At 66.3% G+C, this 19,537-nt stretch carries 16 protein-coding genes; all 16 read right to left on the bottom strand.

The genetic code is table 11. The annotated features are described in order from the left end of the window. Nucleotides 1-219: 219 nt before the first annotated feature. The 16 genes from GOACH_RS15615 to GOACH_RS15540 all read right to left on the bottom strand — a co-directional run bounded on the left by GOACH_RS15615 (nt 220) and on the right by GOACH_RS15540 (nt 19,530). Nucleotides 220-603 (bottom strand): hypothetical protein, encoded by a 384-nt coding sequence (locus GOACH_RS15615; RefSeq protein ID WP_005176681.1) that lies wholly within the window; start codon nt 601-603, stop codon nt 220-222. Continuing rightward, nucleotides 603-962, bottom strand: coding sequence for a YbaB/EbfC family nucleoid-associated protein (locus GOACH_RS15610; protein WP_157227764.1), 360 nt, complete (start codon nt 960-962; stop codon nt 603-605). Before GOACH_RS15610 ends, GOACH_RS15615 begins: the two co-directional genes overlap by 1 nt. 129 nt (nt 963-1,091) lie before the next feature. After that, a complete protein-coding gene (trmD, locus tag GOACH_RS15605) occupies nt 1,092-1,817 on the bottom strand; it encodes a tRNA (guanosine(37)-N1)-methyltransferase TrmD (protein WP_005176676.1) in 726 nt (241 codons plus the stop codon). Beyond that, on the bottom strand, nt 1,814-2,335 hold the full coding sequence (rimM, locus tag GOACH_RS15600) for a ribosome maturation factor RimM (protein ID WP_005176670.1): 522 nt from the start codon (nt 2,333-2,335) through the stop codon (nt 1,814-1,816). Before rimM ends, trmD begins: the two co-directional genes overlap by 4 nt. Before the next feature lie 14 nt (nt 2,336-2,349). Further along, on the bottom strand, nt 2,350-2,592 hold the full coding sequence (locus tag GOACH_RS15595; RefSeq protein WP_005176668.1) for an RNA-binding protein: 243 nt from the start codon (nt 2,590-2,592) through the stop codon (nt 2,350-2,352). Further along, nucleotides 2,589-3,050 carry a 30S ribosomal protein S16 gene (gene rpsP / locus GOACH_RS15590; RefSeq protein ID WP_005176666.1) on the bottom strand — a complete coding sequence of 154 codons (462 nt, stop codon included), beginning with the start codon at nt 3,048-3,050 and terminating at the stop codon, nt 2,589-2,591. Before rpsP ends, GOACH_RS15595 begins: the two co-directional genes overlap by 4 nt. A 431-nt stretch (nt 3,051-3,481) precedes the next feature. After that, nucleotides 3,482-4,573, bottom strand: coding sequence for an amidohydrolase family protein (locus tag GOACH_RS15585; RefSeq protein WP_005176665.1), 1,092 nt, complete (start codon nt 4,571-4,573; stop codon nt 3,482-3,484). A 6-nt stretch (nt 4,574-4,579) separates the two neighbouring features. Further along, the gene (ffh, locus tag GOACH_RS15580; RefSeq protein WP_005176664.1) at nt 4,580-6,136 is read right to left on the bottom strand and encodes a signal recognition particle protein; all 1,557 of its coding nucleotides are present in this window, start codon (nt 6,134-6,136) and stop codon (nt 4,580-4,582) included. 89 nt (nt 6,137-6,225) lie between these two features. Continuing rightward, nucleotides 6,226-8,859 (bottom strand): [protein-PII] uridylyltransferase, encoded by a 2,634-nt coding sequence (locus tag GOACH_RS15575; RefSeq protein WP_005176663.1) that lies wholly within the window; start codon nt 8,857-8,859, stop codon nt 6,226-6,228. Nucleotides 8,860-8,869: 10 nt separating this feature from the next. Beyond that, nucleotides 8,870-9,208, bottom strand: coding sequence for a P-II family nitrogen regulator (locus GOACH_RS15570; RefSeq protein WP_005176661.1), 339 nt, complete (start codon nt 9,206-9,208; stop codon nt 8,870-8,872). A 50-nt stretch (nt 9,209-9,258) separates the two neighbouring features. Then, nucleotides 9,259-10,602, bottom strand: coding sequence for an ammonium transporter (locus GOACH_RS15565; protein ID WP_005176645.1), 1,344 nt, complete (start codon nt 10,600-10,602; stop codon nt 9,259-9,261). 191 nt (nt 10,603-10,793) lie between these two features. Next, the gene (gene ftsY, locus GOACH_RS15560; RefSeq protein ID WP_005176643.1) at nt 10,794-12,509 is read right to left on the bottom strand and encodes a signal recognition particle-docking protein FtsY; all 1,716 of its coding nucleotides are present in this window, start codon (nt 12,507-12,509) and stop codon (nt 10,794-10,796) included. Nucleotides 12,510-12,625: 116 nt separating this feature from the next. After that, on the bottom strand, nt 12,626-16,348 hold the full coding sequence (gene smc / locus GOACH_RS15555) for a chromosome segregation protein SMC (protein ID WP_005176641.1): 3,723 nt from the start codon (nt 16,346-16,348) through the stop codon (nt 12,626-12,628). Between the two features lie 65 nt (nt 16,349-16,413). Next, complete coding sequence (locus GOACH_RS15550) at nt 16,414-16,701, bottom strand: acylphosphatase (protein ID WP_245551916.1); 288 nt, start codon at nt 16,699-16,701, stop codon at nt 16,414-16,416. Between the two features lie 7 nt (nt 16,702-16,708). Continuing rightward, entirely contained in the window at nt 16,709-17,182 is a 474-nt protein-coding gene (locus tag GOACH_RS15545; RefSeq protein ID WP_040518941.1) for an OsmC family protein, read from the bottom strand. A gap of 92 nt (nt 17,183-17,274) precedes the next feature. Further along, the gene (locus tag GOACH_RS15540) at nt 17,275-19,530 is read right to left on the bottom strand and encodes an ATP-binding cassette domain-containing protein (RefSeq protein WP_005176634.1); all 2,256 of its coding nucleotides are present in this window, start codon (nt 19,528-19,530) and stop codon (nt 17,275-17,277) included. Nucleotides 19,531-19,537: the final 7 nt, after the last annotated feature.

Here is a 19,537-nt window from a genome sequence, read left to right as displayed (position 1 = left end):
GGCGCCCGCACTCGAGAAGCGCTGTCTCATCGGCGGTCGGCCAACACCCCGGTGCCAGGAACTCGGCGAGGCGGCGAAGCTCGTCCGTCCCGATTACTGGAGAGTGCGTACCGGTTCCCGACGCGCACGACGACGGTGACTCGGGGCACGGTGATCCGAGGGACGGTGACTCAAGGGTAGGCGGCTCGCAGAGTGCTGACTCGTTGGAGGAGCAGGGCTTCATGTTTCTCCGACGTCCGCTGCGTGGAAACCGCCGAGCCCGCGCGACCGCGAACCCAGCGCGCCGTCGGTCTCGTCCGACAGCGCCGCCGCGGCGTCGACGTTGTCGGCGATCGCGGTCAGCGCCCTCGACACCTCCTCGACGCCGCGCGCACAGCTGCACGCCATGGCGTCGGCACCGGGCCGGAAAGCCTCAGCAGGCCGCCCTTGTCCCATCGCCTGCTCGACGACGGCACGCACTGCGCTCAACTCGTCGCGGACGGCGTCGACACGGCGGGCGATCTCCGACAATCGCAGGCTCAGATCCGCGTGGGCCCCGAGGTCGACGCGCATTGCCGGCGCGTCGACGTCGAATGCGGCGCCAGCCTGCCACGACTTACCCATCAGCGCACCCGTCGCTGATTCGACAGGGTGTCGTCGTGGCCGGCCCACACGTCGGAGTATGCCAGTTCGAGCTCGGACACGCTGCGCAGCAACCTTTCTCGCTGCCCGCGCAGTTCGGCGTCGGCGCGCGCGACGAGTTCGACGATCGTGGCGGAGAGCCGATCGGCACGGTAGTGCCGCAATGCCGCAGGACGGATGTCGACGTCCCGTACCAGTCCGCGCGAGCCGACGGTCACGCTCACCAACCGATCGGGAGTTGTCGCGTGCGCAGTCAGTCGCTCGAGTTCGCCTGAGACGCGCGCCAATTCGACGCGTTGATGGTCGAGATCGTCGAGCATGCGTGTCCATCGATCCCGCACAGCGCCCCTCCCCCACAATGGTCACCGATCGGGTGTATCGATCCGGTGTGCGCAGATCATATCCGGCAACCCGTTGCCGTATGCGGGGTCGGAACTATCCTGTGCATACCCGACGCCCGAGCGGTTGTCTCAGTCGCCGCGCTGCGAGCGGTGCTCGAGTAGATCAGGGCGACGCAACCGTGTGCGCTGCAGCGACTGCTCATGGCGCCACGCAGCGACCTTGGCGTGGTCACCGCTGAGCAATACCGGCGGAACGTCGAGTCCTCGCCACTGCACGGGGCGCGTGTAACTCGGCCCCTCGAGCAGCCCGTCGGAGAACGAATCCTCTTCGTGCGAACGCGGATTGCCCAGGACACCGTCGATGAGCCGTACCGTGGCCTCGATCATCGCCATGGCGGCCACCTCGCCGCCGATCAGCACGAAGTCGCCGAGCGAAACCTCCTCGACACGAACCCGGCGAGCGGCGTCGTCGAATACTCGCTGGTCGATTCCCTCGTACCTGCCGCATGCGAACACCAGATGCTTTTCGCGGCTGTAGCGCTGCGCTGTCTCCTGACGGAAGGGAACGCCGGCGGGCGTCGGCACCACGAGCAGGGCATCATCGGGGCACACATCGTCAAGGCAGGGACCCCAGACCTCCGGTTTCATCACCATGCCAGGCCCGCCGCCATAGGGAGAATCATCGACGGCACGGTGTACGTCGTGCGTCCAATCGCGCAGGTCGTGTACCCCGACGTCGATCGTGCCCTTGTCGATCGCCTTGCCCAGCAATGCGATTCGTAGCGGATCGAGATACTCGGGGAAGATCGAGACGATGTCGATCCGAACCGGGGCGGCGGACGAATCCTCGCTCATGATGCGCCGACGTCCAACAAACCGTCGGGCGGGTCGATCACGATGCCGTCGACACCAACCGTCGGAACGATCTCACGAACGAACGGCACCAGAACTTCGCGGCCATCTGATGTGGTCACGGCCAGGACGTCGTTCGCCGGTAGATGCAGAACCGCTGCGACCACTCCAACCTCATCGCCGTCGACGGTCGTGACCGCGACTCCCTCGAGTTCGTGGTCGTAGAACTCGTCGGGGTCGTTGCCCGAGTCAACGTCGGCACTGTCGATGAGGAAGAGAGTTCCGCGCAGGGCGTCGGCCGCGGTTCGGTCGGATACCTCTGCCAGCGACAGCAACAGCCGCCCGGCATGCTGCCGGGCGGCTGTCACCGTGTAGTTCTTCTCGTCCCCACCACGGCCCGGTCGGCCACGGAGGACAGTCCCCACCGCGAATCGTTCGTCGGGAACATCGGTACGCACATCGACGACGACTTCACCGCGGATGCCGTGTGACTTCGCGACACGTCCGACGACGAGGTCCATCGGTGCGAGTCTGCTCAGCGGTCGGTGTCGACGATGTCGACACGTACGCCGCGACCGCCGATTCCGGAGACCAGGGTGCGCAGAGCGGTTGCCGTACGACCGTTGCGGCCGATGACTTTCCCGAGATCCTCCGGGTTGACGTGTACCTCGACGAGACGACCACGACGACCGGTGATCAGTTCGACACGCACATCGTCGGGGTTGGCGACGATCCCGCGGACGAGATGTTCGACCGCGTCGGCGACGACAGCGCTCACGCCTCGTCCTTGGCGTCAGCAGCAGCCTCGGCCGGAGCCGCATCGGCGGCGGGCGCCTCGTCGGTCTTCTTCGCAGCCTTCTTCTTGGGGGTGATCGCCTCGGCGACCGGCTCGCTGTCGGCGGCCGCGAGTGCCGCGTTGAACAGGTCGAGCTTGGAGGTCTTGGGCTCGGCGACCTTCAGCGTGCCCTCGGCACCCGGGAGTCCCTTGTGCTTCTGCCAGTCACCGGTGATCTTGAGGATCGCTGCGACGGGCTCGGTCGGCTGCGCGCCGACGCCGAGCCAGTACTGCGCACGCTCGGAATCGACCTCGATCAGGCTGGGGTCTTCCTTGGGGTGATACTTGCCGATGGTCTCGATCACCCGGCCATTGCGGCGGGTCCGAGAGTCGGCGACGACGATGCGGTACTGCGGGTTGCGGATCTTGCCGAGCCGCGTGAGCTTGATCTTGACAGCCATGTGGTGCTTCTCCAGTGGTCACTGCGCAATTCAGCAGTCCGCCCGATTTGGCGGACCCGGTTTTGCGATCTATTCGGGTGTGACCGTCGGGCGGTGCGTAACCGCTCCGACGAACCGAGGATCCATTGTGCCAGACGGCACCGATCAGGAGAAATCGCAGCGAGCACCCGGGCCGAGAGCGCCCCCATGACTCACTACCGACGCATATGGAGCATGCGGATGCCCACCCCGCGAAAAGGCAACCGCATGCTCCATATGGCAGGTGAACGGCCTCATGCCACGCGGTCGCAACGACACGAAGTGTGCGTGCTTCAGCCTCGGACTAGACCGTCTACGCTCCTCAATGCAACGTGAATGCCACCCTACTAGGGGGTAACAACGTAAACCACGCGTCCGAAGGTGTCATGCCTCACATTTCGACGCCCGGCGGCTCAGCTCACGAACTCACCGGCGCACACAACGGCGCGGGGCCGTCGCAGTGTTGACAGGTCGGCCCGCGGATCGTCGTCGAGAACGAGAAAGTCGGCACGGTCGCCGTCGTCGAGAATGCCGGTGCCGAGCCAGCGTCGCGGCTCCGTGGTCGCAGCCGCGAGCGCGCCCCCGGCGCCGAAACCGATACCGGCGAGCCGTTCGATCTCGTCGACGATCCGTCCGTGCTCGATGAACCCACCCGCGTCCGTGCCCGCGTACATCGCCACGCCAGCCTCCCGTGCTGCGGCAAACGTGTCCGGAGCAGCGGCGTGCAGCTTGCGCATGTGGGCGGCATACGTCGGGTACTTGTCGGCGCCCGCCGCGATCTCGGGAAAATTGTCGACCTGAATCATGGTGGGCACCAGGGCAATCGAGTTCGCGACGAGCGCATCGATCTGATCGCTGTGCAGGCCGGTGCCGTGTTCGATGCAGTCGACGCCTGCCGCGATGAGGTCATCGAGCGCGTCGCTGCCGAATACGTGCGCAGTGATACGAGCCCCCGCGCCGTGCGCCGCCGCGACCGCTCCCTCGAGCTGGGATCGGTTCCACAGCGGCGCGAGGTCGCCGACCTCGCGGTCGATCCAGTCACCGACGAGCTTCACCCAGCCATCGCCTGCCGCCGCCTGACGGGCAACCTCGGCGGAAAGATCGTCGGGATCGTCGAGTTCGACGCCGTACCCGCGCAGGTATCGCTTCGTACGCGCGATGTGTTTGCCGGACCGGATGAACTGCGGCCCGGCGTCCCCATCCAGTGGATGGGTGTCGAGCGGCGAGCCGACCTCGCGGATCAGCAGCGCACCGGCGCGGGCATCGGCCTGGGCGAATGCGCGGGCCTGCTCGATGGTGACGCCGAGACCAGGCGCGATCCCCACGTGATTGTGGGCATCGACAAGTCCCGGAACGATCCATCCGTCGGTGACGACGGTCGTCGCGCCTGCGACCGGAACCCGAGAGATCCTGTCCCCCACCACCCACAACTCGATGGGCTCGTCAGACAGCGGATCACGACCGCGAAAGTGACGTGCGGTCGAGGACGACTCGGAGCCGGTCATGGAACGCTACTTCTTCTTGGGCTGCTGGAACTGCGAGATGTCGATGCCCTCGAGACCCGGCGGGAGTTCGTCGAGCCCTGCCGGCATCCCCGAGAGGTCGGGAAACCCGCCGGGCATGCCGGGGAAGCCGCCACGAACCTTCGGTGGAGTCGGTCCGCGTCCCTTGGCCTTGCCCTTCTTGCCCTTGCCCTTCTTACGGTTGGTCTTGCGAGAGCCGCCGCCCATACCCATGCGCCCCGACATCTGGGCCATCATCTTGCGGGCGTCGAAGAACCGGTCGACGAGCTGATTGACCTCACTGACCGTGACACCCGAGCCGTTGGCGATACGCAGACGCCGCGACGCGTTGATGATCTTCGGATTCTCGCGCTCGGCCGGCGTCATGCCCCGGATGATCGCCTGCACGCGGTCGAGTTGCTTGTCGTCGACCTGCGAGAGCGCGTCTTTCATCTGGTTGGCGCCCGGCAGCATGCCGAGGATGTTGCCGATCGGCCCCATCCTGCGCAGCATCTGCATCTGCTCGAGGAAGTCTTCGAGCGTCAGCTCGCCCTGACTGATCTTCTGCGCTGCGGCCTCGGCCTGCTGGGCGTCCCAATGCTGCTCTGCCTGCTCGATCAGGCTGAGCACATCGCCCATGCCGAGGATGCGACTCGCCATGCGGTCGGGATGGAAGACGTCGAAGTCCTCGAGCTTCTCACCCGACGACGCGAACATGATCGGCTGTCCGGTCACCTCGCGCACCGACAGCGCGGCACCGCCCCGCGCATCGCCGTCGAGCTTGGTGAGCACCACGCCGGTGAATCCGACGCCACTCTGGAATGCTTCCGCGGTGGCAACCGCGTCCTGACCGATCATCGCGTCGACGACGAAGAGCACCTCGTCGGGTTGCGTGGCCTCGCGGATGTCGGAGGCCTGCCCCATCAGCTCTTCGTCGATGCCGAGACGACCAGCGGTGTCGATCACGACGACGTCGTAGTGATGATCACGGGCTTCGGCGACACCGGCCCGCGCAACGGCAACGGGATCGCCGTGGCTGACCGTGCCGAGATCGCCGGACTGTCCGATGCTGGTCCCGGGATCGGGAGCGAAGACCGGAACGCCTGCACGCTCGCCGACGATCTGCAGCTGCGAGACGGCCCCGGGACGCTGGAGGTCGCAGGCGACGAGCAGCGGCGTGTGCCCCTGCTGTGCGAGCCAGTGGCCGAGCTTGCCGGCCAGGGTTGTTTTACCTGCACCCTGCAGACCGGCGAGCATGATGACCGTCGGCGGGTTCTTGGCGAACTGCACGCGCCGGGTCTCGCCGCCGAGGATGCCGACGAGCTCCTCGTTGACGATCTTGACGACCTGTTGGGCTGGGTTGAGTGCCTGCGAGACCTCTGCACCCTTGGCGCGCTCCTTGATCCGGGCGATGAAGGCCCGCACCACGGGCAACGACACGTCGGCCTCGAGCAATGCCAGACGGATCTCACGTGCCGTGCGGTCGATGTCGGCGTCGGACAGGCGTCCCTTGCCGCGCAAATCCTTCAGTGCACCGGTCAAGCGATCGGAGAGGGAGTCGAACATTGCTCCAGTGTCCCATGACCCCGCGTATGCCCGCCGCAGCGGTACGTCTCTTGTTCAACCCCTCGACCGGCTGCGAGCGAACCCGTCCGTCAACTGATCGGCACGCCCGAGCGTCCAGAGCCGGTTGTGCCCGCTGCACCGTCGCCCTTGCTCTCGTCCGATCGCGGCTGAGGCGGTGGACATGCGGCGATCACCGCGTCGGCCAACGCGGTCCTTGCCTGTGGGGTGTCGTCGGCCAAGCGCAGACAGAAAGTGTCGACGACGGTCGGGCCGAGCGTCGTCACCTTAGCCCAGCGAACGTCTGCGCCGTGCTGTTCGATGACGGCGCTGACCCGGCTCAGCAGCCCCAGACGATCGTCTGTGCGCAACTCCATCAGCACCTCGTCATCCGACGGCGCCGGAGCCCAGAGAACCCGTGGCGGTGCGATGGCGAACAGTGCGGGCACGGCATTCTTCGGGTGCCCGGCGCCGTCGACCGCTGGGTCGGTACTGCCGGCCGCGGCCGCGGCAGCGGTTCCCGGCGCCGCGTTCACCGAACCGATCGTCGGGATCGGTGAACTGCGCTCGCGCGCATCGAGTCGCTCGATGACGTTGATCTTGCCTTCCACCGCTGCTATCAGCTGCTGGCGTAGCAGACCGGCTTCCGGGGGCGAACCGAAGGTCGGAACGACGACGAAGGTGTTGACCGCCCGGTGTCCCCCATCTGACGTCTCGACACCCTGGACGGTCGCCGAATGCGACCGGAGTCCATTCAGCGCCACGACTCCTGCCATCTTCGAGAGCAGGCCGGGAGCATCGGGAGCGACCATCACCACGGTGAAGGTATGGGGGCGCTCGCCCGGCGTGAGGCTGACCGCGAAGTCGCCGCTCTCGGCGAGCGCACGCGTCTGGGCGCTGAGCGGTTCAGGCGCCTCGGGCGCCTCGCCGTCGATCAACCGCATCGTGCGTCGAACGAGATCATTGATCAGCGACGCCTTCCACTCACCCCACACACCGGGCCCGGTGGCGCGGGAGTCCGCTTCGGTAAGTGCCGCAAGCAATTCCAACAACACCCGGTCGTGACCCAAGGTGTCGGCGACCTCCGCCGCCGTCGCAGGATCGTCGAGGTCACGTCGAGTCGCGATCGACGGCAGCAGCAGGTGATGGCGCACCAGATCCGACAGCAGGTCGACATCTTGGGGCCAGAGGCCGAACCTGTTGCCCACCTGCACGGCGAGCTCGGCACCAACGATGCTGTGATCGGCCCCCCGCCCTTTGCCCAGATCGTGGATGAGGGCCCCGAGCACAAGCAGATCCGGACGCGACACGCGCGTGGTCATCGAACTCGCGTACGCGGCGGTCTCGACAAGATGCCGGTCGACCGTCCACGTATGCACCGCGTCTCGGGGCGGGAGGTCGCGGACCGCTCCCCATTCGGGCAGGAGCCTGCCCCACAACCCGGTGCGATCGAGAGCTTCGATGGGATCGATCATGTGATGCCCGGACCCGAGGAGCACCAGCAGGTCGCTCAGCGCTTCTGCCGGCCATGGCTCGCGCAGTTCGGGTGCGTAGTCGGCGAGTCGCGACAGCGTCGACGCACTGATCGGCAGCCCGGTCCGTGCCGACGCAGAGGCCACGCGCAGGATGAGACCCGGATCCTTGCTCGGAATCGCGTTGCGCGCCAGTACGATTTCGCCGTTGTGCTCCACCACGCCCTCGTCGAGCGGACGTCGAATGGGTGACCGTCGCAGCTTCGACAGGCCGCGTCGCGGCAGCGCGTTGCCCGCCGTGCGTAGGCCGACGTCGATCGAGTAGCTGATCGTGCGCGCGGAGTCACTGATGACACGAGCCAGGTCGAAGCGGTCACCGATCCGTAGCGACGCACCCATCTCGTCGGCATCCTGTGCACGCACCTGCTCGCGAGGACGCCCGGCAATCCGATGCAGTTCGGTACGGATGTCCAACAATCGGTGATAGGCCATCTGCGGCCCGGCACTCGGCGAATCGGGGCGCAGGCCACCCATGCCGTCGGTGAGCTGCGCGATCGCCAGAGCACCCAGTAGTTGCACGTCTCGCAGGCCCCCGCGGCCGTTCTTCAGGTCTGGTTCTGCGCGGTGCGCGATGTCGCCTGCACGACGCCACCGGTCCTGGGCGTGCTCGACCACCTCGGGAAAGCGGTGCCTGATATCGGTGCGCCATTGCTGGCGTACGCCGCCGATCAACAACGACGACAGGTCTTCGTCGCCGACGATGTGCCGCGCCTCGAGAAGACCGAGCGCAGCGGTCACGTCCTCGGCGGCGACCTGCAGCGCCTGCGGAACGGTGCGCACGCTGTGATCAAGCGGAATATTGGCGTCCCACAGTGGATACCAGAGTCCGTCGGCGACATCCGAAAGCCGCTCGACGGCGAGATCGTCGTGCAGCAGGATCAGATCGAGATCCGAATGCGGGAGCATCTCACCGCGACCCAGCCCGCCGACCGCAACGATCGCGAGACCGCTGTGGGGCTTGATCCCGAGTTCTGCCGCTTTGCTGGTCAACCAGAATTCGTGCAGATCCACGAGGACCTGCCGCAAGCCTGCGGCGTCGAGTCGACCGACACCGGTCGCCTCTGTGAGTTGCTTGCGAGTACGTGCCAGGTCGGTGGCTGCGAGAGGACCACCGCCCGGTCCCATGCCGTGCCGTGGCCCCGCACCCGACGAATCGTCGGACGCAGGGCCACGGTCGGAGTTGACGAATGGCAACGGGCCTCGCCTACAGCGCGTCGGCGCCGCGCTCGCCGGTTCGGACGCGAACGACCGATTCAACCGGGGAGACCCACACCTTTCCGTCACCGATCTTGCCGGTTCGCGCGGCCTCCACGATGACATCGACAACCTTGTCAACAGCTGCGTCGTCCACGACGACCTCTACTCGCACCTTGGGTACGAAGTCGACCGAGTATTCGGCACCTCGATACACCTCGGTGTGGCCCTTCTGACGGCCGTAACCCTGTACCTCGCTGACGGTCATTCCGAGAATCCCGGCCTGCTCGAGGCCGGCTTTGACGTCCTCAAGCGTGAACGGTTTCACGATTGCGGTGATGAGCTTCATTAGTTATCCCTCTCCACAGGAATCAAGCGTAGTAGTGAATGACCGGGGATTCATGCCAGTTCGTACGCGGTCTCGGCGTGTTCGGCCTCATCGATACCGCTCTTCTCCTCGTCGGGCTTGATTCGCCAGCCGAGCGGCTTCAGAACCAGGGCGATGATGGTGGTGAGCACACCGGTGAACGCGAGCGCGAACGCGGCGATCACGATCTGCACGACGAGCTGCTTGTAGTCGCCACCCCAGAAGAGGCCGGTGTCCTTGGCGAGGAAGCCGATACCGACCGTTCCCCACAGTCCCGCGACGAGGTGCACGCCGACGACGTCAAGCGAATCGTCGTAGCCGAACTTGTTTTTCAGTCCGATCGCGAGAGCCGCGAGAATACCGGCGATCACACCGAGGATGAGCGAGCCGACGGGGGTCAGCGCACCACAGGCGGGGGTGATGGCTACAAGACCCGCCACGATGCCCGATGCCGCACCGACGCTGGTCGGATGCTTGTCACGCACCCACTCGACGGCGAGCCAGCCGACCATCGCGGCCGCAGTCGCGGCGGTGGTGTTGACCCAGACCTTGCCCGCGGTCATGTCGGCGGCGAGTTCGGAACCTGCGTTGAAGCCGAACCAGCCGAACCACAGCAGGGCGGCACCGAGCATCACGAACGGAATGTTGTGCGGACGGTAGGCGGTCTTGCCGAAACCGACACGGGTGCCGACGATCAGCGCGAGCACCAGGCCCGCCATACCGGCGTTGATGTGGACGACCGTGCCACCGGCGAAGTCGATCGGCGCGACGTTGGCGGTACCGTCCGAGTTGGTGCCGAACATCCATGAGGCGAAACCCTTTTCGGCGTTCGACATCAGACCGCCACCCCACACCATGTGGGACAGCGGGAAGTACACGATGGTCGACCACAGCACCGAGAACACCAGCCACGTGGAGAACTTCACGCGCTCGGCCACAGCACCGGAGATCAGGGCCACGGTGATCACGGCGAAGGTGAGCTGGAACGCAAGGAAAACGATGGCGGGCAGATGGGTGTCGACGCCCGTCCACAGCACGTAAGTGGGCTTGTCTTCGGTGCCGGCCGTGTTCATCAGCTGATCAGAGCCGAACAGCGAGAACGGATTCGAGAAGACTCCCCAGATGTCGGAGTCACCGGTGACGGTGTTGCCGAACGACTCCGAGAATCCCCAGAGAACGTAGACGATGCTGACCGTCGCGACAGAGCCGAACGACATCATCATCATGTTCAGAACTGCTTTACCCCGAGACAAACCCCCGTAGAAGAAGGCCAGCGCTGGAGTCATCAGAAGAACCATCGACGCACTCGCCAGCATCCATGCTGTATTGCCGGCGTCAGGCTCTCCGAAAACACTATCCGGTAGTGCAGAGACCACTGTAGAAAACCTCCTCAGAGCGCGCCGACGGCTCGGCGCCTGCAAAGACTCTGTCCGCAAGTGGTTTCAGCTGTGGTGCTCCCGTGTTTCGACCGTGTGAACCAAAGCCCGATTCATATGTCGCGGAGGTAAACCGACAGGTGAATCCGAGAACTCTTCTCAGCAATCACGCCGATCACATCGGGAGTCGATCACAGCAGAGCATCGATGAATGCATCCGGATCGAACGGCGCGAGATCGTCGGCCCCCTCGCCGAGACCGACGAGCTTGACCGGTACGCCGAGCACCTCTTGGACGTTGAACACGATTCCGCCCTTGGCGGTCCCGTCGAGTTTCGTCAGTGCGACACCGGTGATGTCGACGACGTCGGCGAAGACCTTCGCCTGGTTCAGCCCGTTCTGGCCGACCGTCGCGTCGAGCACGAGAATCACCTCGTCGACCGGAGCCTTCTTCTCCACGACGCGTTTGACCTTGCCGAGCTCATCCATCAGACCGGTCTTGGTGTGCAGCCGGCCCGCCGTGTCGATGAGTACGACGTCGACTCCCTCGTCGATGCCCCGAGCGACGGCGTCGAATGCGACGGCCGCCGGGTCGGCCTGCTCCTTGCCACGCACGATGTCGGCGCCGACGCGCTCGCCCCACGTCTGGAGTTGGTCTGCTGCGGCTGCGCGGAACGTGTCGGCCGCGCCGAGAAGCACACGACGACCGTCGGCGACCAGCACGCGTGCCAGCTTGCCCGTCGTGGTGGTCTTGCCCGTGCCGTTGACTCCGACGACGAGCACGACCGCCGGCTTGTCGGCGTGCGGCAGTGCGCGGATCGACCGATCGAACTCGGGATGCAGCTGCTCGATGAGCACCTTGCGCAGCAGTGCGCGTGCCTCGTCGGCGCTGCGCACCGGGTTGGTTGCCAGTTCGGTCCGCAGTCGATCGATGACAGCCTCCGTCGTCGCCGACCCGAGGTCGGCCATCACCAGCGTGTCCTCGATCTCCTCCCAGCTGTCCTCGTCGAGGTCGCCCGCGCCGAGCAGTCCGAGCATGCTCTTGCCGATCGCCCCCTGAGACCGGGACAGACGCCCGCGCAGCCGACCGAGTCGGCCGGCGGTCGGCTCGATCTCGTCACGCGGCGGCGCCGTGGTGGCCGCCTCCGCGGAAAGCTCAGCTGTCGAGGGGGCCGCCGCGGACTGGGGCGTGTCGGTCGTCGATGAGGAGTCCTCGTCCTCGATCTCGCCGATCTCTTCGATGATCTCGTCAGGGCTCTCCCCGACCGACTCGACGATCTCTTCGAACAGCGGTGTGGTGAGTGACGGGTCGGTCGCGTCGTCGATGGGCAGGGTGTCGCTCGTGAGCGCGGACTCCTCGGAGGTAGCGGGCTCCGACGTCGCGGTATCGCTATCTGCTGCGGTGTCGGCGGTCGCTGCGGTACCGCTGTCGGTGTCAGCGGCAATGGTGTCCGTGGCACTGGCTGCGGTGTCGGCGGTGCCGGTGTCGCTGTCGGCGGTGTCGCTGTCGGCGGTGTCGCTGTCGGTGGCGCCGGTGTCACTGTCGGCGGTGTCCGGCAGCGTGACGTTGGTGATGCCGCGACGCTCTGAATCACGGGGAACCGACGCGTCGTCACCGACGCCGGGTTGACCGTCGACCTCAGTCCGCTCGGTGGGAGCGACCGGCGGCTCGGGTGGTTGTGCCACGGCGGTGCCCGACGCCGCCCCACCCTGGCTGAAACTGAAGCCCGACGACGCCTTGTAGCCGCCCGAGCGATCGACCTGCGGCTTCGATCCGTCGACGACCTGCGTCTGGCTGTCGTCGTGCAGAGAAATCCGTCGACGGCGCGCAAGGACGAGACCCGCGATGATCAACGCGACGATGACGACGACCGCGATGACTATTCCGATGATGATTCCGGTGTTCACTGCTTCTCCAGTTCTTCCCGCATATCTCGGGCTGCGTTGTCCGTCGTGCTCCCTCGCCGTTCAGCGAAAGGGCATTGCCTATCTCTACCGTTGCCTATCTCTACCGTTGTCGATGTCTATGTTGTCGCACTGTCGGCATTCTGAACCTCGGCTTCCTGAACGTCGGCTTCCTGAACGTCGGCTTCCCTCACACCGATGGCCGCCTCGTGGTTGTTGCCTGTGCCGTCCCCGCGACCCGGTGCCGTCGTCGCCGAGACCGCGACGTTCTGTCCGCGGAGACGCTGCGAGATCACGGTCGTGATGCCGTCCCCGCGCATGCTCACGCCATACAAGGCGTCGGCGACTTCCATGGTCGGCTTCTGGTGGGTGATCACGATGAGCTGCGAGCGTTCGCGCAACTGCTCGAACAGGGTGATCAGACGGCGCAGGTTGGTGTCATCGAGAGCCGCCTCGACCTCATCCATCACATAGAACGGAGAGGGTCGCGCACGGAAGATCGCGACGAGCATAGCCACCGCGGTCAATGATTTCTCCCCGCCCGACAGCAGCGACAACCGCTTGACCTTCTTCCCGGGTGGGCGCGCCTCCACCTCAACACCCGTGGTCAGCATGTCACCCGGCTCGGTGAGCACGAGTCGCCCCTCTCCACCGGGGAACAGCGTCGAAAACACTTGGGAGAACTCGCGTTCGACATCGGCGTACGCCTCGGTGAAGACCTGCAGGATGCGAGCGTCGACATCCTCGACCACGTCGAGGAGGTCCTTCCGCGCGGCCTTGACGTCTTCGAGCTGCGCCGACAAGAAGCTGTAACGCTCTTCGAGCGCCGCGAACTCCTCGAGCGCGAGGGGATTCACCTTGCCGAGGGTGTTGAGGTCCTTCTGTGCCTTCTTCGCGCGAGCCTCCTGCGTCGCACGGTCGTACGGTAGCGGCGCGGGCGCCACGACACTCTCTCCGCGCTCCTTGGCCTGCTCATACTCGGCCATCTCGAGCGCCGACGGCGGCATCGGGACGTCCGGGCCGTACTCGGCGATCAGGTCCTCCGGCGACATCGCGAAGTTCTCGAGCACCTGCTCTTCGAGTTGTTGGATGCGCAGGGCCGATTGGGCTCGGGCCACCTCGTCCCGATGTACCGAGTCACGCAATGCGTTGAGTTGGTCGGTCAGCGCAGCGGCCCTGGTCTTCAATGCCTCGAGGGTTTCGGTGCGTGAGGCCTTGATCTGCTCGAGTTCGTCGCGCCCCTCCTGCGCCGTCGCTACAGCACCAACCAGACGCTCCGACACGGCGGTGGCGGCGTCGGCGACCTCCGAGGCAACGCGCGCGGCGACTCGTCGCGCCTCGTCTTGGCGACGCGCCCGTTCTCGGGCATCGCGTTCACGCTGTGCGGCCCGGCGCAGGGAGTCGGCCCGTCCGCGCACCGACGCGAGGCGCTCCTCTGCCGTGCGCAGCGCCAGCCGCGCTTCCATCTCGCTCGACCGCGCACCCGCCACCGCTGCAGCTGCGGCCGACCGTTCGTCTCCGTCTCCCCCGGCGTCTGTCGGTTCGGTCGTCGATTCGTCGCGCGCCAGGCGCAGACGTTCCCGGAGCTCGGCAAGGGTGGCGAGCATCTCGCCGCGGCCGTCCTCGGCGCGATCGCGCTGACGTGTGAGCCTCTCGGCCTCCGACTGCGCGGCACGCACCTCCTGCCCCAGTCGGGCGAGTTGCTCGTAAGCAGCTCCCACGGCAGCATCCGACTCGTGCAGGGCGGCCAGCGCCTCCTCTGCCGCCTCGCGACGCGCGCGTTGCTCGGTCAGCGCGCCCTCGAGTGCTGCCTCGGTTTCCTCAGTGGTCCGCCTTGCTGCGGCCAGATCTTCTGTTGCGGCATCAATGGCCGAGGTGACCTCCAGCGTCGACGGCCGGCGAGACGACCCGCCCTCGACGGACGCCGGGCCGATCCGATCACCGGCACGGGTGACGCAGCGCACGCCGTGGCGAACGGCGAGGTCGACGCCCTGCTCGGCATCGTCGACCACGACGACGTCGCCGAGTAGATGGTCGACCGCACCCGCGATCTGCGTCGGGGCGGTGACCACAGAGACCGCCCAGACAGCACCATCGGGAAGTGTGAGGTCGGGGCGCGACGAGACGCGGTCGAGCCCGCCGAGCAGCAGTGCTGCCCGGCCCCCGTCGCCGTTCTTCAACGCCTCCAACGCCCGCACGGCTGCCTGCGCGTCGACGGTCGCGAGGGCATCGGCTGCAGGCCCCAGCGCGCCTGCGATCGCCGTCTCGAAGCCTGCTTCGACGTCGACCAACTCCGCAACCTGACCAGCCAGCCCGTCGGGCGCGTTCTCGAGCAGCCAGGCACCACCGTCGTTGCGTTCCAGACCGACCGAGAGCGCCTCGATCCGCGCACTCAGCGATGCGATCTTCTGCTCCGCTTCGCGTTCGGCAGCCTGTAGCGACGCGACCCGCTCGTTCGACAGATTCAGCGCGGCAACACACCGCTCGTGGTGCTCGTCGAGACCCTTTTCGGACGCCTCCATCTGACCGAGGGACTCAGCAGCCGAATCCTGTTGCTGCGCGGCAGTTTCCGCACGTTCAGCCGCAGCAGCTATCGCCGCGGTGAGACGTGCGGCCTCCGCGTCGACCCCGTCTGCCTTGGTTTGCAGGCTCTCGACCTGCCCTTCGAGCCGGGCGAGCCCCTCGCGCCGGTCGGCAACAGCACGCACTGCGGCCATATGAGCACGCTCGGCGTCTGCGGCCACGCGCTCGTACTCCTCGAGTTCGAGCTTGGCCACCTCGAGTGATTCCGCGGCCAGCGACACCGCCTCGGCCATTTCGGCTTCGGTCAGCGCGGCTTCCTCGGCCTGTCGCTCGAGTTGATCCGGGTCCGGACCATTCGAGGTGACCGTCGGCTCAGCGAGATACCGACTGCGTTCGGTCGCGACACGGTTCGTCGCGTCGACGCGCTCGGCGAGCGCCGAGAGCCGAAACCACGCCTGGCTGGCGGCAGCAGCCGCGGGAGTCACCTGGGCCAGATGATCGGTGTGCTCAGCGACCTCGGCGTTGACGGCGTCGAGTTCTGCGGTCACCTCGTCGGAGCGGCGTCGGATCTCCTCCTCGACTGCGGTGTGCTCGGCCATCTCTGCACGACGCGTGACGAGGTCGTCGGCGGCCAGGCGCAGTCGCGCGTCACGGAGGTCGGCCTGCACCGTCTGGGCTCGCCGGGCGACCTCGGCCTGACGTCCGAGCGGTTTGAGTTGACGCCGCAATTCTGCGGTGAGATCGGTCAGGCGGGCCAGGTTCGCCTGCATGGAGTCGAGCTTGCGAACGGCCTTCTCTTTGCGCTTGCGGTGCTTGAGGACGCCTGCGGCCTCCTCGATGAAGGCGCGACGATCCTCGGGACGCGATTCCAGGATGGCGGCCAGGCGACCCTGCCCGACGATGACGTGCATCTCGCGGCCGATACCGGAATCCGACAGCAGTTCCTGCACGTCCATCAAACGGCAGGAGCTGCCGTTGATCTCGTATTCGCCTGCGCCGTCGCGGAACATGCGGCGGGTGATCGAGACCTCGGAGTACTCGATCGGCAACGCACCGTCGGAGTTGTCGATGGTCAACGTCACCTCGGCGCGTCCGAGGGGTGGTCGGCCGGACGTTCCGGCGAAGATGACGTCTTCCATCTTTCCGCCGCGCAGCGCCTTGGCACCCTGCTCACCCATGACCCACGTGAGTGCGTCGACCACATTCGACTTACCCGAGCCGTTAGGGCCCACCACGCAGGTGATGCCGGGCTCGAATCGCAGCGTCGTGGCCGACGCGAAGGACTTGAAGCCCTTCAGGGTCAGGCTTTTCAGGTGCACGACCGTAAAGCCTACCCATCACCGCAGTGCGGTTCGCACAACCGGTGACGCCACCTCCAGACAATTCAGCGTTCGACGAAACCCTGCAGGTCACCGCGCGCGGAGTCGAAACGTTCGACGACGAGGTCGACACGGCCGGGTGTGTCGCCGGAGCGGAGTTGGTCGAGTAGCGCGTGGACCTGCGAATCCGGTCCCTCGGCCACCACCTGTACCCGACCGTCGGCGAGGTTCGTCGCCGAACCGACCAGCCCCAACTCCAGGGCCCGCGACCGAGTCCACCAACGGAACCCGACGCCCTGCACCTGCCCGTGGACGTGCGCCGTCATCCGAACCGCCGCGCCGGAGTCTGTCATCGAGGACTCACTCGCTCTCGATGACGAGTTCGACCTCTGTACCTGCCTTGAGGGTCCGGCCAACGGTACACACCGAGTCGATCGCACGCGACACGACGACCAGCAACCGCTCGGCGGCAGCCGGATCGAGCTCCGACAGATCGACGTCGAGCACCTCGCGTAGGCTCGGGTACACCTCGTTCTCGCGATCGGCATCGCCCGATACGTGGATCGTCGCGTCGTAGTCGTCACCGAGACGACGCGACAGCGGCCGATCCGACGACATACCCGTGCACGCCGCCAGCGCGATCTTCAACAACTCACCGGGTGTGAACACGCCGTCGACGTCCTGCGAGCCGATCAGGACCTCAGCCCCACGCGAACTCTTACCGGTGTAGCGGCGCGTGCCGGTTCGCTGCACCCACAACTCGGTGTGCGCGCCGGCGTCGGGTTCCTGCGAACCCGTTGCTGCCGCGGGCACGGTCGAATTCTCACTGGTCATCTCGCGATGACTCCCTTCACACTTGTGATCGACGACGCGCCGCACACGGTCGCCTCGCATCGGTCGTCAGCTCAGGTCCACTTCCGTCAAGCTCAACGGCGCCGCGCCCCGTCCGTATTTCCTTGTAGTAGCGCACGCCCTGTTGCGGTGTCGCCGACTCCATCGACCACGCCAGCGTAGACCACCTTTCCGCCGTGTCGGCCAGGCCCGGGACCCAGATCTATGAGCCAGTCGGCCACACGGATCACCGCGAGGTTGTGCTCGATGACAACGACCGTGTGCCCGTCGTCGATGAGATCGTCGAGCACCGAGAGGAGGCGTGCGACATCTCCGAGATGGAGCCCTGTCGTCGGCTCGTCGAGTAGGTAGATACTCGGTTGGGTGGCCTCCCGCAGTTCCTTGGCGATCTTCACGCGCTGCGCCTCACCGCCGGAGAGCGTGTTGAGTGGCTGCCCGAGCCTGAGATAGCCCAGCCCGACCCGGTCGAGGTGAACGAGTCGGGACCGGATGGCGGGCTCATCGAACCGCGTGATCGCCTGTGTGATGGTCAACTGCTCGACGTCGGCGATGGACACGCCGTCGACGGTATGGGCACGTGCCTCGTCGGTGAACTTCGTCCCCGAACACGCTGGACACGTCGTCTCCTGCCCGTCCATGAACGCGAGGTCGGTGTAGATGATGCCGAGCCCCGCGCATACCGGGCAACCACCGTCGGAGTTCGCGCTGAACAATCCTTCGGGCGCGCCGGTGCGCCGCGCGAAGTACTTCCGCAACGGCTGGGCGATCTGGGTGTAGGTGATCGGCGATGACCGGCGATTGCCCGACACCGGCTTTTGATCGATGGTGATCGCACCCTGCTGCGCGACGAGGTCGACGGCGAGGCTCGACTTCCCCGATCCGGCGACTCCGGTGAGAACGGTCAGCACACCGAGTGGCACCTCGACAGTGACGTTATCGAGGTTGTTCGTCCTCGCATTCGCGACGGTGACCCACCCCGCCGGTTGCCTGGGCGTCACCTTCGCAGCCCTCTCCGTGTTGAGGGCACGACCGGTCGGGCCGTCGGAGCGCACCAACCCGTCGAATCGCCCCTGAAAGACCAGTCGTCCGCCCGCGCCGCCGGGGCCGGGGCCGATCTCGATGATCTCGTCCGCGCGTTCCATCACGGCCGGATCGTGTTCGACGACGAGGACGGTGTTCCCGCGGTCGCGGAGTCGGCACAGGAGTTCCACCATGGCGTCGACGTCGGCGGGATGAAGGCCGTCGGTCGGCTCGTCGAAGACGTACAACATCTCGATCAGGCTCGAGCCCAGATGCTTCACGGCTTTGATGCGTTGGGATTCGCCTCCGGAGAGGGAGCCGGTCGGCCGGGCGAGGTGGAGGTATCCGAGACCGATCGTGTCCATCGCTTCCAGCCGTTCGACCAGAGCGGCGACGACGTTTTTCACTTCCGGCGAGTCGATGGCGGTGACGGTCTCTCGCAGCGCGGCGACCTCCATGCGCGACATCTCGCCGATCGTGCGGCCGTGGACGGTCGCGGTGCGGGCGGCTTCGGTGAGGCGCTCGCCGTGGCAGTCGGGGCACGTTGCCGAGTGTGTGAACTCGGCGATCGTCTTCTTTTTGCGTTCCGAGAGCGCATCGGAGGTGCGCAGGTAGATGCGTTCGAAGCGGTCGACGATGCCCTCATAGTCCTTGGGCAGCGAGGTGTCGAGCGCTGGCGCTGCGTCGCCACCGCGGAGAAGCGCATCGATGTGCGCCTGAGGCCACTGCGTCAGCGGCGTGTCGACGTCGAAGACACCGATCTCGGCGTATTTCCGGTACCAGTACTGTCCGCGACCGAACCCCGGCAGACGGATGGCCCCCTCCCGCAGACTGCGGTCCCGATCGACGAATCGCTCGACATCGGGCGCCACGACCCGTCCCAGCCCCGAGCAGCCCGGGCACATTCCGCCGGGATCGTTGAACGAAAACGCCGACGACTCACCCACATACGGCTCGCTCAGTCGGGAGAAGAGTAGCCGTAGGTAGGTCCACGCATCGGTGATCGTGCCTACCGTCGAGCGCGCGTTGCCACCGAGACGTCGCTGGTCGATGACGATGACCGGCGAGAGACCGGAGATGGTGCCGACATCCGGTCGCGTCCACTTCGGTAGCCGATTGCGGGTGAACGGAGGATAGGTTTCGTTCAGTTCGGCACCCGCCTGCGCAGCAATGGTGTCGAACACCAGCGAGGACTTCCCCGATCCGGACACACCAACGAAGACGACCAGTCGGCCACGGGGGATGTCGACGTCGAGATGGTCGAGGTTGTTGGTCACGGCGTCGCGAATCCGAATCGTCTGCTGGCTCACGGTGTCG

This window comes from Gordonia aichiensis NBRC 108223 (assembly GCF_000332975.1).
In the GTDB taxonomy this organism is placed as follows: Bacteria; Actinomycetota; Actinomycetes; order Mycobacteriales; family Mycobacteriaceae; genus Gordonia; species Gordonia aichiensis.
This window is presented reverse-complemented; position numbering and strand designations above follow the sequence as displayed.